The following is a 14,491-nucleotide window of genomic DNA, read 5'->3' as shown; positions in this document are numbered from 1 at the left end:
AGTCTGGTTTCGAGTCTAGACGGTTGATGAGGGCGGCCCACGAAGGAAGCTGAGGATTTCGTCAGCCAGAAGCTCAAGGCAAGTACGAGCATCTTCGGCGCCGTATTCGCCTCTCGCAATTTCCGCGCAAGCTGCGGCCACCCGATTGAACAGCAGGCGCAGGGCGATGCGGCGGCTCCGCCCTTCGGCGCTTGCAGGCTCATCGCCTGGCGTTTCTGGCCAGGCACCGCTTAGCGTGATCTCTATCAGTACATCGGTATCGCGCAGGATCCTCTTGCGAAATCCTGCCTCGAACAGCTGGAGCTGCGCGATCAACGGCGTGACGTACCGATGCTCCAGATGAAGCGCTACAAAGTCATCCAGCCAGGCATGAACTTGCGCCGGCTCCTCCAGGGTGGGAAAGCGAGCGAAAAGCGCCGTCGTCTGGGGAACGATCGCCTCGTAGATCGCCCCTGCCAACTCGGCTTTCGACGTGAAATGCGCATAGAAAGTCGCGCGGCTGACGCCCGCCGTTCGGATGATGTCGTCTACTTTCGCCTCGGCATAGTTCGCGGATGCAAAAATAAGCCGCGCCGCTTCTAGGATCAGGGCGCGCGTAGCACCCCGGCGGCGCTCGATCGAGGCGACCCGCCGCGCGGACGGAGCCGGCGGCGGATTAACCGGCGTTTCCCGTTCAGGAGAGCGTGTTCCGGGCAATTGGCTTTCCCTGATTAGGCGGCGGCGCGGCCGGGTACCATGCCGAGCCGGACCACCTCCTGCAAGCCGCCTTGCGCGTGCACATTCAGATCGCGGTAGCACCGCCATCCACGAGCAGGGGGTGCCCGGTCACGAAGCTCGCCGCGTCGGAGCATAGCCACACCACGGCCTCGGCGACTTCCTCCGCCCGCCCCATTCTGCCGATCGGCGTCATCCCCTCTATCATCGCCCGCAACGCCGGATCGGCCGCGACTTGTTCGGTCATCGGTGTATCGATGACGCCAGGGCAAACCGCATTCACGCGAATACCCGAAGAGGCCCAGCGCAGGGCGCCATGGCGGGTCAGGCCGACGACGCCGTGCTTGGCCGCGGTATAAGCAGGTTGCCCCGGATTGCCGACCACGCCGTTGATCGACGCCGTGTTGACAATGGCCCCGCCGCCCTGTTTCACCATGACCGCTGCCGCTTCGCGCATGCACATCATGACACCGGTAAGGTTGACCGAGATCGCCCGCGACCAGACTTCGTCGTCGTACTCATCGAGCATGATCGAGTTGATGCCGGCATTGTTGAACGCACAGTCGAGCCGGCCGAAGGTGTCGACGGCGCTCGCCACCATGCCCTGGACCTGCGCCGGATCGCTCACATCGCAGCGGCTGTAGATGGCGTTGCCGCCGCGCGAGCGGATCAGGTGGACAGTTTCACTACCCTGCCCGTCATCAACGTCGCTGACCACCACACTGGCACCGGAACGCGCGAAGGCCAGCGCGCTTGCCCGGCCAATGCCGCCGCCGCCGCCCGTCACCAGGGCCACGCGCCCCTGCAATCCATAGTCGATCATAGTTGGTTTCTACCCTCAAGCTCCGGCTTCTTTTCTCGTCTCTAAGGCAATACGATTCAGCCCGCGAGAACTGCGATCCCGGTTACGCCTGCGCGAGCGCGCCCGCAGCGAGCACCTTGACCGACCCGTCTTCCTCGATCTGCTCCGACAGAACGGAAGTCACTCGGCTGACCGTCTCCGCGATCCACCAGCGCCCGTCCTCACGCCGGTACAGATCCTCGTACTCGACCGCCAGACGAGTGACTGTGCGTGTGTCCATCAGTATCGTGCGAAAGTTCAGCGACCACCGGCCGCGTGCCTGCCCGGGCCTTTCGATGGCTATTTCCCAGTTGGTCGCATGATGAATGTCGAACACGCCGGGCTTGCAGGCCATTGCCTCGAAGGTGGCGACGAAATCGTCCCGGTCCCGAAACTCGGGAAAACCCTGATAAGCGATCTTGACCCCGGACGGCAGGAAGCAGTCGCGAACGACGTCCGGCTGCTTGAGATCGCAGGCTCGCAGGTAGCGCGCCTTGAGCAGGCGGATCGCTTCCTTGTCCTCCAATGCGGACAAGCGCGCGGCGAGATCTTCCATGGTGATGCTCACGCTCTTTATCCCTCCTCTTCAATGGTGGAATTCAGAAATCGAGACGCAGTTCGCCGCCGATCGTCCGTGGTTCGTTGTAGGGTGACGCGCTCGTTTGATAACCGGTCAGCGCCGTGCCGCCCAGACCGATGATGAAGTCGCTGCGCCGGTTGTTGAGCAGATTGTCCGCGAAGATCGAGAAGGTGAGCTTGCGGCCGGCGGGGATCGGCCGTGTCCAGTTGATCCGGGCATCCAGGTTCTTGACAGCGTCGTTGCGGTAGAAATCGCGCCCGGGCACCAGGGGCCCGGCGCCGGAACTGGTGAAGACCGCGCTCTGGTAGGAATAGGTAGCGTGGGCACTGAACTCGTCGTCGTTCAAGCGAAGGAAGGTCCAGTCGGCCCCGAGCGTCCAGGCGAACTTGGGAACGAAGGGCAGCGTGAAGTAGCCTGCGACGTTTTCCCCGACCTGGAAAGGTCCATCGAAAATCGTGCCGGGCAGAGCCGTTACGGTCTCGAGGTTGGATTTGAGATAGCTGAACGAACCGCGAAGGCCGAAGTCGGGCGAGGGATTGAGGCTTGCGTCCAGTTCGACCCCCTTGATGTTCGCCTTGCCGGCATTGTAGGTGGCGATGATCGCGGTGTTGACCGGATCCGCGACGAAATCGATCTGGATATTGTCGAAGGTATTGTAGAACCCCGTTAGGTTAAGGGTGAGCAGCCGGCCGAACAACTGGCTCTTGATACCGGCTTCCCAGGCAGTAACCTTTTCCGGCCCGAAGGTCTGGGTAAAGTCCGGGGCGCTCTCCGCGGAGCCCCCTGCCTTGTACCCCTTCGAGAACTTGACGTAGGACATGACGTCAGGCGTCCACTGCATCGCAATATTACCCATCGGGCTGAAGTTCGAGAACTTCTGGCGATTGGTCACTCCATCATCGATGAGGATGCCCCCGGACGAGAAGTCGCGCGAGGCGCGCCGCTTGTCGCGGGTATAGCGGCCACCGGCGGTGATCTTCAGTCGATCGTCCAGCACCGGCGGCGTCCAGGTGGACTGGGCGTAGGCGGCATAGGACTGCGAAAGGGCATCGATGCGGTAGCTGGTGTCGCTGCTGAAGCCCAGCGTGACATAGCCAAGCGTGCTGACATTATCGTGCCTACCCTTTTCCCGGTAGTAGAACAGGCCGCCGGTGAAATCGAGCCGGTCGGTGATGTCACCCAGCAACTGGAATTCTTGAGAGTACTGGCGCGTGCGGTAATACGCTTCCTGCTCCACCGTGAGCGGGAAGCTGGCAGTGGACTGGGCGAGGCCATAGTTCGTGAACTGATTGGCCTCGAAGCCGCGGTAGGCGCTCAGCGAGCGCAGCGTGAGCGCATCGGAAAGCCGGAACTCCGCCGTGAACTGATGATCGACAAACTGTGTCTCGCTGGATCTCAGCTCGAGAGGGGCGTATGTCCGGTCCTTGTCGGCGAAGTAACCCGGCACGGCCCCTTCGAGCCCCGGATTGACGTAGTAGAGCGGCGTCGTTCTTACCCGTCCGCGATCATAGGTATAGAGGAACGTCAGGTAGCTGGAGGGCGTCCACTTTGCGGAGACTCGTCCTGCCAGTTGATTGAACTCGCCAAAATTGTGGGCGACGCCGGGGTTCTTCACCCAGCCGTCCTGGTCGACGTAGACGAGCGAACCCTTGACCGAGAGATTTCCTACGGCCGGCAGGTCCACGCTGGCGAGCCCGCGCACGAGATTACGGCTACCGAAGGTGAGCGAACTGGATCCCCCCCATTCACCGGACGGCTTCTTCGTGATGATATTGATGGCGCCGCCTGTCGTATTGCGGCCGTAGAGCGTACCTTGCGGCCCGCGCAGCACCTCGATCCGCTCGGGCTCGCCCAAGTCAAGCAATGCGCCTTGCGGGCGGCCGATGTAAAATCCGTCCACGTAGAGGCCAACGCCGCCGTCACGGGTTATCTGGCCGACATCGCCTGCCCCCTGTCCGCGCATCGTCAGGGTGAGGGTATCGGAAGAGGTCGGATAGGCCACGACCTTGAGATTGGGCGCCGCCGTGGACAGACCTTCAAGATTTGTGATCCCCTGGTTCGCTATCGCGTCTCCGGAGAGCGCCGTGATCGCGATAGGCACGTTCTGCAGTCTTTCCGACTTGCGCTGGGCCGTGACAATGATGTCCATTCCCTGAACTCCGGCTTCTTCCTGCGAAACGGCATCATCCTGCGCGTGAGCTACTGCAGGGCAGCACAGGGCCGCAGCGGCCATAGTGCTCTGTACGAGAGCAACCGATTTTAGCGAAACGCGATTTTTTTTACGCATTGTGCGTAATATCCCCGATCTGATTTTGCATTTTGCGCTTTATTGATGGCATATGAGTGCGATGTCGAGTCTTTGATGACAAATGACGCATCAAAGCGGTAAACGCTCGCAGATGGTGGTTCTCGCAGCTGCGAACGAAACGTGGGAGAATTAGATGGCGGATTTGAACGCTCTTTCGGACGAACGGGAAATCGCCCGCGGCCTCGCGCTATTCGCCCGGATTCTGGACTCGAAACACTGGGACCGACTGCGCGAAGTTTTTTCCCAGGATCTCACGTTCGACTACGGAAATGGCGTAATGCAGCAGGGAATGCCTGCTCTGGACCAACAGATGCGCCGGTATCTCGACACGTGCGGCCCAACGCAGCACCTCATCGGTAGCATCCTGATCGACGTCACCGGCGACAGCGCAGTGAGCCGTGCCTATGTCCAGGCAAGACATCAGCGGCGGGACGAACCGCTCGGCCCCATTCTCGATGCGACCGGCGAATACGTAGACACCTGGACGCGCTATCCCCATGGCTGGCGCATATCGCACCGCAAGGCGGAATGGTTCCTGCACCACGGCGACCCCGCCGTAATCGGAATGTAGATGAGCGAATAAGGAGGTCGCAGCACCTTATTCCAAACGCGGCACGGGCGGCATATCCGGAACGTTGTGCGCATAGGAAAACTCTTCGTATCGCTCTGCTATGCGCCAGCCATTCGCGGTGCGAACCAGCCGGTCGCGGTACCACAAGCCGATGAAGAACACTTGTTCGGCCCCATCGTCCGCTCGGTAGCGCATCGGGTTGAACAGCACGGATCGGCAGCGCGCCGTGTCTCCGTCGATTTCCAGCCGCCGCGTCGCGACCATATGCTGATATGAGGGAAAGCGCCCGAGCGCCTTCGGCAACCAGGCCTTGATCTGTTCCACCGAACCCTTCGCCCCGCCAGTCTCGGTATAGTCGATCACGGCATCTGCTGCGAATATCTGATCAAGTGCGTCCCAGTCCTGGTCGTCGATTGCGTAACTGTAGCGCGAAAGCAGGTCTTCGATCTCGAGCCGGTCGGATATTTCCTGAAGCGACAGCATATTGCCTCTTTCCTATTTTTCGCAATTACTCAATGAACGACTTGAATCACCATTGCAATGCGCACTGCGGCAGGACAATAATCCGCAAAACTAAATGCGGGAGATCGATATGCGCTTTGAAGGAAAGGTCGCCATCGTAACGGGGGCTGCTTCAGGCATCGGCCTCGCGACAGCACGAAAACTCGCGGCGGAAGGCGCCGATCTCATCCTCGCGGACCGCGATTTCGCCGGCGTGGCGAAAGCATCGCAAGGGCTTGGCGGGAGCGCAGTGGCGATCGAGTTGGACGTGGCTTCAGAGGAATCCTGCCGGCAATGCATCGCCCGAGCCGTCGAAATGCATGGCGGGCTTGACATACTATGCAACATCGCAGGCGTCCTCGATTTCGGATCATTGAGGGATTTGAGCGCCGACCGTTGGAACCGGGTGATCGGAATCAATCTCACCGGCGTCTATAACATGTGCCGGGCCGCCATGCCCGATCTGGTGGAGCGGCGGGGCGCCGTGGTGAACATGGCCTCGGCAGCCGGCCTCGTGGGTGTGCCGTTCAATGCCGCCTACACCGCTTCCAAGCATGGCGTGGTTGGATTGACACGCGCCTTGGCTCTGGAATTCTCGAAGGCAGGCGTTCGCATAAACGCCGTGTGTCCCGGCGGCGTCGAAACGCCCATGTTGCACCAAGCAATGCCGGACAACGTCGATATGGAAATGGTGATGCGCTCGGCATCGTGGCTGGACGGCGGAGCTCTGGCTACTTCCGAGGAGGTTGCTGAAGTCGTGACATTCCTAGCATCGCACCAGGCACGGCGCATGACCGGCGTGGCCCTCAGCGTGGATGGCGGCCAGACCGCAGGCTGAACGTTGCTATTTGGGCGCGGGCGCCTGCTCGCTTACACTGGGGATGCACATGAGAAAGGGCTGACGCTTTCACGCGACGGCCCTTCCTCATCATTTCCATCTCGGAGCAGTGCTTAGCCTCCGCCGAAGGTATATTTGAGCCTGACGCCGAGCATGCGGGGCTCTCCGTACAGCGTCGCCCAGTAGAGCAAGCCACCTCCCTGATAGACGTCCGAGTTGGAAACACGATAGGTCTTGTTGACGAGATTGGTCGCGAAGACCCCAAGGTCGAACTTAGAACCGGCCACGTTACGCCAGTCCAGCGAGACATTCAGCAGGCCAAAGGCTTCCAGATAGGCCCCCGGCTGGTTCTGCGGAAGATTGACGGCCTCGGTAAATTGACGCGAGGTATGCGAATAGGCCGCATAGAGCGCCAGCATCCCCATGTCATCGCCGAGGGGCTGCTCCGCCGAGACGTGGACGCTCCAGATGTAGGGCGAGACGTACTGGAAATCGAGGCAGGACGCATCCGCAGTGCCTCCCGGTGCGATGACGCCATTGCAAGCCACCGTGCCGGTTCCGGTTACATATGTGTAGTCCTTGTACTTGGCATCGGTGTAACTGAAGTTGCCGCCGATCTCGAGGCCGGGGAACGGCCGCATCGAGGCTTCGACTTCCACGCCGCGAATGCGCGCATCGGCGTTGAGCGTACGAGAGCCCCCTGCGCCAGTTGCCAGATTGAAGTCACCGGTGGCGCGCTGGATTCCCTTGAAGTCCGTGCTGTAGCCGGCAACGTTGAAGCGCAGCGGGACCGTGCCGAGATGGAAGTCGGACTTCATGCCGATCTCGTAGGACGTAACCTTTTCCGGAAGGAACGTTCGGGTATCCGGATCGCCGTTTTGGCCGAAGAACACGGCATAGGGATTGAAGCCCCCTGCCTTGTAACTGTGGCTGACTTTGCCGTAGAGTAGGATATCGGGCGTGACCTTGTAATCGAGCCCTATCAGCCACGAGGGCGAATTCGTGCGCTGCGAACCGCTGAACCGGCAATCCGCCAGGGCCGTCGCTTCGGGCACGACCTGCGTGCTGTCCTTGCCGCACACCACGGCGCCGGCGGGCAGCAGGCTACTGTAGTTGAACTGCGTCGCGAAACCGTAGACGTGATCCCAGGTGTGGCGATAGCCGCCTGTCAGGCGAAGTCCATCGAGCGAAGGCGTGACGGCGCCAAAGTCGACGGTGGCCTGCGCATAGAGCGCCTTGGAGACTGTACTGGTGCCATACTCCGCCCGCGAGGCCGTGCAGAGACCAGTCTGGACGGCGGGGCAATAGGTGATGGCGCGGGAACCTTGTAGGCCATCGGGGCGCTGATCGAAATAGAAGCCGCCGATTGTCCAGACCAGCTTGCTGTCCAGCATGTTGCCCTGAAGCTGAAGTTCTTCCGACCAGACGCGAAAGTTGTCGCGGGGAAGCTCAGAATCTAGCGTCTCGTTACGATAGAAGACAGGAAAGGGTGTGCCGGGCAGTGTAACGACGCCGTCCGCTGGGAGAACACCAGGATCGACGTCGTGCTGCTGGAGAATGCTGGCATCGCCGTCATAGCGGTAGCCGACTTTCATTTTCTGGTAGCTGACGATGTTACGCAGCGTCAGTTCGTCGCTCAGTTCTATATCAGTCGTATTGCTTATACCCCAAGTCTGGGTCTTGGCATAAGTGTCGACCGAAAAGCCGGTCTTTCGCGGTCCCCAGGCATCGGCCTGCGCGGTCGTCGCGCGGTAGACATCGCAGGAGTAACCACCGACGGCACCTACGGGAGCCTCGGCGCAAAGCTGAACCTGTGCCAGTGCTGGGATGTTGAACCCGCGGTTTATAAGGCCAGCCCCGTTGTTGCGCGAATGGGCACCGTAGACCATCGTGTAGTTCGTGATGCCTTCGGTCGGCTTGAACAGGATGCCGACGCGACCGGAATACCAGTGCTCGTCGTCCCGGTCCTTGTTCCAGATTACGTCGCGCGTGTAACCATCCCTGTCGTGGTAGGCTCCAACGGCGCGGATGGCGAGCTTCTCGCCCAGAGGAACGTTCACCGCGCCTTCGAGGTAAGTGCGGTCGTAGCTGCCGTACTCGCCCTTTACCCAGCCGCCGAATTCGTCGCTCGGCTTCTTGGGAACCAGCAGCACTGCCCCGCCGGTGGTGTTGCGCCCGAAAAGCGTTCCTTGCGGCCCGGCCAGAACTTGCATGTTCTCGAGATCGATGAAGTTGCCGGGTCCGCCCTGCTGGCTAAGAGTGATGCCAGCGGGCAAGGCCACTTCGTTGAGGTAGACGACAACACCTGGAGAGGCCTGGAAAGTCGCGCCTTGGCCGCGCAGCGTGAAGGAATTGGAATCGCGCGAGCCCTGCCCGTTGGGCCCGACAACCAGCGACGGGATCGTGGCCTGAAGATCCTGTTCCTTGTTTACGCCCTGTTGCTCGAGGCGTTGCGGGGAAATCGCGGTGATCGCGATGGGAACGTCCTGGCCACGTTCTTCGCGGCGGTTTGCGGTGACGATGATCTCGGGCACCGCGGATGTCGTGCGCGGATCTTGCTGCTGTGCCTGAACTGTCGCTGGCCATATGAAAGCCGACACCGCCACGCTGGACAGCAGCAATCCATTGATGCGCGAAACGAGACATACTCGATCAAAAGTCATGACCTCTCCCCAATAAGCCGCAATTTTTGCGGTCAGCCGTCATGCGAATGTCCGGGGATCGTCACGCTGCTAGGGCGCATCTCGTCAGTGAGGATCTCGAGCTTAGCCGGATTCCCCGCTTCTTCCCCATCCACTTCCAGACGTTCACTGCCGCTTTGTCTTTTGCTTCGGCTATAGCAACTCGTGCCCCAGTGCGCGCTTCGCGTCAACGAATAATTGTACAGAAGCGCATATTATGCCTTGCGTGCCTCGTTATGGCATCTATTCGTATATAGAATGACGATGTGCTACGCATCCAAATTCTTGGGAGAGATCGATGGTAACTCGCGACGGAACGGCGGAAACGGTGGCCTTGAGCCGAGACTTTCTCATCCAACAAGCGCGTGATCGGGCTAATCTAGACGATCTGGGAGACACATGGTTCTTCGAACCGATGGACCGCTTTCTGCAAGCTCTCAATGCGGAAGGAAAGCTGACCGATGCCGGCAGAGCGGCAACCGCCGAAGTCGTGGTCAAGGGGCTGACCAGTCGCTTGCGCATGGTGGAGGACATTCGCCTTCACCCAGAAATACTGGATGAGAAGGTCGACGTTGCCGGCATCATCCTGGGGCTGCCGCGAACCGGCAGCACGATCTTCCAGCGCCTCCTGGCCAGCGCGCCGGGCATGACCGCAATGCGCTGGTACGAATTACAGAACTTCGCACCGTTACCGGGCGAAGTCTGCGGCGTCCCAGATGAACGCCGGGCCTATGCGCAGTCCATGATCGAAGGCTGGCTTGAACTGGCCCCAGAACTCGCTTCCATCCACCCTCTGGATCCCGATGCGCCGGATGAGGAGATTCTCGTTCTGGGCCAGATGTTCGTCAGCACAATGGTTGAAGGGATGAATTTCGTTCCGAGCTTCGCCAAATGGCTGAACTCCTACGACCAAGCCAAGGGTCATGAAGATCTCAGGACCATCCTCAAATATCTTCAGTGGCAGGACCCGTCACGGCGGAGCTCGAAATGGATACTCAAGAGCCCCTCGAACCTTCCCTACGCCGAGGTGGCCGCGCGGGCGTTTCCTGAGGCGTTGCTCATCATGACCCACCGCGATCCTGTGGAAACCGTCCCTTCATACGTCTCCATGCAGGCGGCGCTCTATAAACTCACCTCTAGCGTCACGGATGAAGAAGTGGGCCGGTTTTGGTTTTCCCGTCTGGTGGAATGGATGAGGATGTTCGAAGAGGCTCGCACTCGGATCGGCGAAGACCGCTTCATCGACATCGACTACCGCGAAGTTGGGCGCGATCCGATGTACCAGGGTCGCCGCGTGCTGGAGCGTATCGGCATCCCTGTCGACGACCGCCTCGATGCCGCATTGACGGAGTTTCTCGCAGGTAACAAGCGCGAGCAGCGCCCCTTACACGAGTATTCTTTGGAACGCTTCGGCCTAAGCGAGACGGCGATAAAGCGTGAGTTCGCAGCCTACCGCCAACGGTTCATCCTTTAAAAGACCGGGCTTCTTTCAAGCGACTTACCGATCATAGCAGGTCGGCAGGGCTGTCCCCGCCCTTGCAGCGGGGACAGCCCTGCCCGCCCCTCTCAGTCGTTGCTGCCGATCATTGCCCGCGCGGCCAGATAGCCGAAGGTCATCGCCGGGCCGAGCGTCACGCCAGCGCCTGGATAGCTCTCACCCATGGCCGAAGCTGCATTGTTACCGACAGCATAGAGCCCCTGGATTACGCTTCCGTCATCGCCGACGACTTGCGCCTTGGCATCGGTTCGAAGGCCGCCGTTCGTTCCGATGTCACCCGGATAGATCGGCATGGCATAGAATGGCCCCCGGTCGAGCGGGCGAAGCGAGGGATTCGGCTGCTGGCGGGGATCGCCGTACATCTTGTCGTAAGCAGCCTCTCCGCGATGAAAATCCGGATCCTGACCCTGTGCGGCATGGGTGTTGAACCGCGCCAAAGTCGCAGCCAATCGCGCCGGCTCGCATCCGATCTTGCCGGCAAGCTGATCGATCGTGCGCCCCGATTTGAGGGTGTCCCGCACGCCCTTCTTCTGCAAGGCTAGAGGCATCAGGGGATAGAGCGGCCCCATGGGAAACTGTTGACGGTAGGTATGATCGAAGATCATCCAGCAAGGGTCGGCATCCCCATGTTCGACATGCCGCCGCGCCATCTGCTGGCCGACGATATGATAGGAAGCCGCCTCGTTCAGGAACCGGTCGCCGCGCCCGTTGACCATTATGCAGCCGGGCAGCGCCCGCTCGATCGTGCATAGGCGGCCGCGATCTTCGCCCGGTACATAGAACACCGGTGCTGCCCAAGCCGATTGAAGGTTCTGGGTTCCGGCGCCGATGGCAGCCCCTGCCCGAATGCTGTCGCCGGTATTGCTGGTCACTCCGCCCGAGTACCGCGAGATCGGATAGAGCGGCGCATGCTCCCCTCGCATTTCGGAATTCTTGTCGAACCCGCCCGCCGCCAGCACGACGCCCTTGCGCGCGCCGATACGCATCGGCTTCCCTGCACGGGTCACCACCGCGCCAACCACCCTGTCGCCCTCGCGTACGAGTTCCTTTAGCGGCGTTTCCAGCCAGACCGGTACGTTTCGCTCCTGCAACGCCATGCGCAGGCCGCCGGTGAGCGCGTTCCCGAGTGTGAGGCGGCGATCCTTGCGTGAAGTAAGCCGGAACGGCAGGTCGAACCAGTATTTGCCCATGTTCTTCGCGAGATTGCGCATCCAGCCTTTGGACCGGTAAAGCATTTCGTGCGTCTCACTGAAGTGCCAGTTTAGATATCCGAACAGACTTGCCGCCGGCGAAGCGAACCGCAAGGTGCGGATGTCATCGCCTAGCGCCCGGCCGTCGAGCGGAAGCGGAAGGTGGGTGCGAAAACCCTGCGGGGAACCGCCGGGGTTTTCCGCATGATAGTCGGGATAGGGAAACGCCATGTACTGGATTGGCGTATAATTCATCACCCAGCGCAGCATGGGCGCTGCATTGTCTACGAAGGCCCGGATGTTGGCGTCAGGGACATTGTCAGCCGAAAGCCCGCGTAAGTAGGTGAAGGCACCCTCAAGGTCGTCTTCGAAGCCCGCTTGCTTCGCGACGTCGCTGCCGGGAATCCAGATGCCGCCGCCCGATGTCGCGGAAGTCCCGCCCCATAGTTCGGCTTTTTCGACAATCAGCACCTCGGCACGTCCTTGCGCTCCGACGAGCGCCGCCAGCATCCCCCCCGCCCCGGAGCCTACCACGAGAATATCAACCTCTTCGTCCCAATCAGCCATTGCAGCCCTCTTTCGCCTCCGCTCCATGCGGCAGATGCGCAATATGCGCATACCAAGCGATTTATATCGCCATTTGCGCATTTGTGTGTTCATGAAAATACGATTTGTCAAACAGCTTGCTGCGCGGACGCGCGTAGCCGGAGCAGGTAGAAGTCTAATTAGGCTAATTAGACTGCCAGTGTTCGATTTTTGACGCGGACCACCATTCGCGGATATCCCGATCCGAAAGCGGCGTGCGGGGCCTTTTGGGAAGAGAGAACGATGGCACGACGGTTCCTGCTTCCAGCAGGCTAGCTTCGCGCTGCGCAAGACCGACCCCTCGTCTTCCGGGTCAAGCGATGGCTGGACAAGCGCCCCCATGCCGGCAAATAAGAAACCGCCGGTTTTGCACATTCGTCGTTCGGCCGAGTTGGACCGCAAGCCTCGCGTTTTCCCGATAACTGTGACGGCCCACAACCGCTTCATCCTGCGTGTGAACGGCCAGCCCATCGCGGCAGGCCCTTAGACTGGCGAACCGAACAAATGGCTGGAACAGGCGGTAAGAACGAGGCGAAACGAAAGCGGCGGCCCCGCCGCTTTCCCCTCAACTTTCGGCTTCCTGCGTCCAGACCTGCGCGAAGAACGGATTCCGTTCTGCTTCCTGGGCATAATTTTTCGGTTGCAACATCGCATCCGGGCACCAGTGTCCCCCTTTGAGGTAGAGCCGCGGTGTCATGCTGAAGCGGTTGCCGCTCGCTGAGCGCCACTCCACCGGCACGTCAGCACCCTCAAACTCGGTCGACAGACATTTGCCGCCCCGGAACTCGGCCGCGCTGCGCAAGTCTTCGAGCGTCCATTCCTCCGGTGCTCGGCCCTCGTCATAGCCATGATTGATGAGATGAGGCGTCCGTGAAGGCTCTTCGAACACGAAATCGTCCCAGTCGCGCGGGATCGCCTCCCAAGCGGCGCGCGATCCGAAATAGGCCGCGATTTTGGCTTCCTCGCCATGTTCGAACCAATGAAGTGATCCTTCCGGCGCCTTGGCTAGAGCTTCGATGCGGCCGCGGGCGAGACGCGGCAACCACGCGGGTATGTTGCGGACCAACCACGGCGTGCGGCGGCGAGTTTCGACGAGCCAGTCACTTAGCGGTTGTTCGCGGAAAGGTACCAATGCTTGCAGACGATCGGAATCGGAATACCACTGCCCGTGAAAATTGCGCGTGGCAAACCAATGTGGCCGCAGAATCTGGCGAAAATCCGGACTCGTCGCCGCCATGAACTTGTGATTGATCATGCGGGAGGACTCGCCCCCACCGATATTATAAAAACCGCGCCAAAACTCCGCAGGCACATTGTCGTCGCAAACCCCTGCCATGAGCCGTCCGCTATCGTTCGCAGTCGACCACTCAAACACTCCGTTCAATGGGTTGTGAAACATGATTGGATCGAAAATCTTCCACATTTCATAGTGCGCCATACCGCTCTGCCGAAGGGAGACCCAATGCAGGATCCCACTCTCAGCGATGATCGCCTCGGCCTTGGTTTTTGTGACAGCATAGTGGTCATACGCGCTGATTTTTATAGGATCGCCCGCACGCCCCCAATGGATGGGAGCGTTACGGCTACCCGTCTGTGCAACGGTGCCAATGTAGACCAGGCGAGTCCGGCTTGGATCGCCAACGGCGTGGATTGCATCGACAATGTTGCGAGCCCCGCCTACGTTCACCCTGGTGACGACCTCCTCAGGTAAGCGGTCGGCAAGAGGAGAAACCAGACCGCCGACATGCAGGACGATATCAGCACCCTTTACACCCGCGCGGACCGATTGGGCATCGGTCAGGTCACCCCACGATATTTCGGCGAGATCGTGTCGTATGACCTCTCTGACTACCGCATGCCCCTTCTCCTCGGGTCGGACAAGAATGCGCAGCTTCCAAATGTCGTTGTTTGCGCTGATACGTCTAACCGCTTCGCGCCCCATGTTTCCCGTGGCGCCCGTCAGAAAGATGGTCTTGCGGCTGTCCGTCATTGCTTCATCCTAAAAAGAACACAAACAGCACTGCGTCGCAGCCACAAGGAAGAAATCGGATCGCTGTGCGTCTCGGCCTCGCGCCATCTCGCAGCTTTTGCTCGCAGGCAGTACGCTGGCTGAGAGTGGATAGCCGGGGCGGCGCCGAGCGACGCCGTTGTGGGGCATTGCTCCGACCTTGCGCGAGTACTCCA

11 protein-coding genes are annotated in these 14,491 nt (G+C 60.4%); 3 read left to right on the top strand and 8 right to left on the bottom strand.

The window, feature by feature from the left end:
• Window positions 1–15: 15 nt before the first annotated feature.
• The 4 genes from TQ38_RS27105 to TQ38_RS27090 form a co-directional block, all read right to left on the bottom strand.
• Window positions 16–696, bottom strand: coding sequence for a TetR/AcrR family transcriptional regulator (locus TQ38_RS27105; RefSeq protein WP_052505769.1), 681 nt, complete (start codon window positions 694–696; stop codon window positions 16–18).
• 85 nt (window positions 697–781) lie between these two features.
• Window positions 782–1,537: an SDR family oxidoreductase gene (locus TQ38_RS27100; protein ID WP_043975969.1), complete on the bottom strand. Its 756-nt coding sequence runs from the start codon at window positions 1,535–1,537 to the stop codon at window positions 782–784.
• An 82-nt stretch (window positions 1,538–1,619) separates the two neighbouring features.
• Window positions 1,620–2,123 (bottom strand): nuclear transport factor 2 family protein, encoded by a 504-nt coding sequence (locus tag TQ38_RS27095; protein ID WP_052505768.1) that lies wholly within the window; start codon window positions 2,121–2,123, stop codon window positions 1,620–1,622.
• Between the two features lie 31 nt (window positions 2,124–2,154).
• Window positions 2,155–4,284, bottom strand: coding sequence for a TonB-dependent receptor (locus TQ38_RS27090; protein WP_052505767.1), 2,130 nt, complete (start codon window positions 4,282–4,284; stop codon window positions 2,155–2,157).
• A 292-nt stretch (window positions 4,285–4,576) separates the two neighbouring features.
• Here TQ38_RS27090 and TQ38_RS27085 point away from each other — a divergent pair, with 292 nt between their 5' ends.
• Window positions 4,577–5,014: a nuclear transport factor 2 family protein gene (locus TQ38_RS27085; protein ID WP_043975965.1), complete on the top strand. Its 438-nt coding sequence runs from the start codon at window positions 4,577–4,579 to the stop codon at window positions 5,012–5,014.
• Between the two features lie 27 nt (window positions 5,015–5,041).
• Here TQ38_RS27085 and TQ38_RS27080 read toward each other — a convergent pair whose 3' ends face one another.
• Window positions 5,042–5,497 carry a nuclear transport factor 2 family protein gene (locus TQ38_RS27080; protein WP_043975963.1) on the bottom strand — a complete coding sequence of 152 codons (456 nt, stop codon included), beginning with the start codon at window positions 5,495–5,497 and terminating at the stop codon, window positions 5,042–5,044.
• A 109-nt stretch (window positions 5,498–5,606) separates the two neighbouring features.
• Between TQ38_RS27080 and TQ38_RS27075 the strand changes: the two genes are divergently transcribed.
• Window positions 5,607–6,353, top strand: a complete 747-nt coding sequence (locus TQ38_RS27075; protein ID WP_240198230.1) for an SDR family NAD(P)-dependent oxidoreductase — start codon at window positions 5,607–5,609, stop codon at window positions 6,351–6,353.
• 113 nt (window positions 6,354–6,466) lie between these two features.
• On the opposite strand, the gene TQ38_RS27070 is transcribed toward TQ38_RS27075, so the two are convergent.
• On the bottom strand, window positions 6,467–9,016 hold the full coding sequence (locus TQ38_RS27070) for a TonB-dependent receptor (protein ID WP_043975959.1): 2,550 nt from the start codon (window positions 9,014–9,016) through the stop codon (window positions 6,467–6,469).
• A 316-nt stretch (window positions 9,017–9,332) separates the two neighbouring features.
• On the opposite strand from TQ38_RS27070, the gene TQ38_RS27065 reads away from it, so the two are divergent.
• Complete coding sequence (locus tag TQ38_RS27065; RefSeq protein WP_043975957.1) at window positions 9,333–10,508, top strand: sulfotransferase; 1,176 nt, start codon at window positions 9,333–9,335, stop codon at window positions 10,506–10,508.
• A gap of 92 nt (window positions 10,509–10,600) precedes the next feature.
• Here the strand turns inward: TQ38_RS27065 and TQ38_RS27060 are convergent, their stop codons facing one another.
• Together TQ38_RS27060 and TQ38_RS27055 are read right to left on the bottom strand one after the other, a co-directional pair.
• A complete protein-coding gene (locus TQ38_RS27060; protein ID WP_043975956.1) occupies window positions 10,601–12,289 on the bottom strand; it encodes an FAD-binding protein in 1,689 nt (562 codons plus the stop codon).
• Between the two features lie 583 nt (window positions 12,290–12,872).
• A complete protein-coding gene (locus TQ38_RS27055; protein WP_043975955.1) occupies window positions 12,873–14,297 on the bottom strand; it encodes an NAD(P)-dependent oxidoreductase in 1,425 nt (474 codons plus the stop codon).
• Window positions 14,298–14,491 lie beyond the last annotated feature (194 nt).

It is taken from the genome of Novosphingobium sp. P6W, assembly GCF_000876675.2.
Lineage (GTDB): Bacteria > Pseudomonadota > Alphaproteobacteria > Sphingomonadales > Sphingomonadaceae > Novosphingobium.
The sequence above is the reverse complement of the archived record's forward strand: the minus strand, read 5'-3'. Positions and strand labels throughout refer to the sequence as shown.

Coding starts and splice junctions, on each gene's coding strand:
- TQ38_RS27100 (WP_043975969.1), bottom strand. CDS start 1,537: ATGATCGACTATGGATTGCAGGGGCGCGTGGCCCTGGTGACGGGCGGC.
- TQ38_RS27090 (WP_052505767.1), bottom strand. CDS start 4,284: ATGGACATCATTGTCACGGCCCAGCGCAAGTCGGAAAGACTGCAGAAC.
- TQ38_RS27085 (WP_043975965.1), top strand. CDS start 4,577: ATGGCGGATTTGAACGCTCTTTCGGACGAACGGGAAATCGCCCGCGGC.
- TQ38_RS27080 (WP_043975963.1), bottom strand. CDS start 5,497: ATGCTGTCGCTTCAGGAAATATCCGACCGGCTCGAGATCGAAGACCTG.
- TQ38_RS27075 (WP_240198230.1), top strand. CDS start 5,607: ATGCGCTTTGAAGGAAAGGTCGCCATCGTAACGGGGGCTGCTTCAGGC.
- TQ38_RS27070 (WP_043975959.1), bottom strand. CDS start 9,016: ATGACTTTTGATCGAGTATGTCTCGTTTCGCGCATCAATGGATTGCTG.
- TQ38_RS27065 (WP_043975957.1), top strand. CDS start 9,333: ATGGTAACTCGCGACGGAACGGCGGAAACGGTGGCCTTGAGCCGAGAC.
- TQ38_RS27060 (WP_043975956.1), bottom strand. CDS start 12,289: ATGGCTGATTGGGACGAAGAGGTTGATATTCTCGTGGTAGGCTCCGGG.
- TQ38_RS27055 (WP_043975955.1), bottom strand. CDS start 14,297: ATGACGGACAGCCGCAAGACCATCTTTCTGACGGGCGCCACGGGAAAC.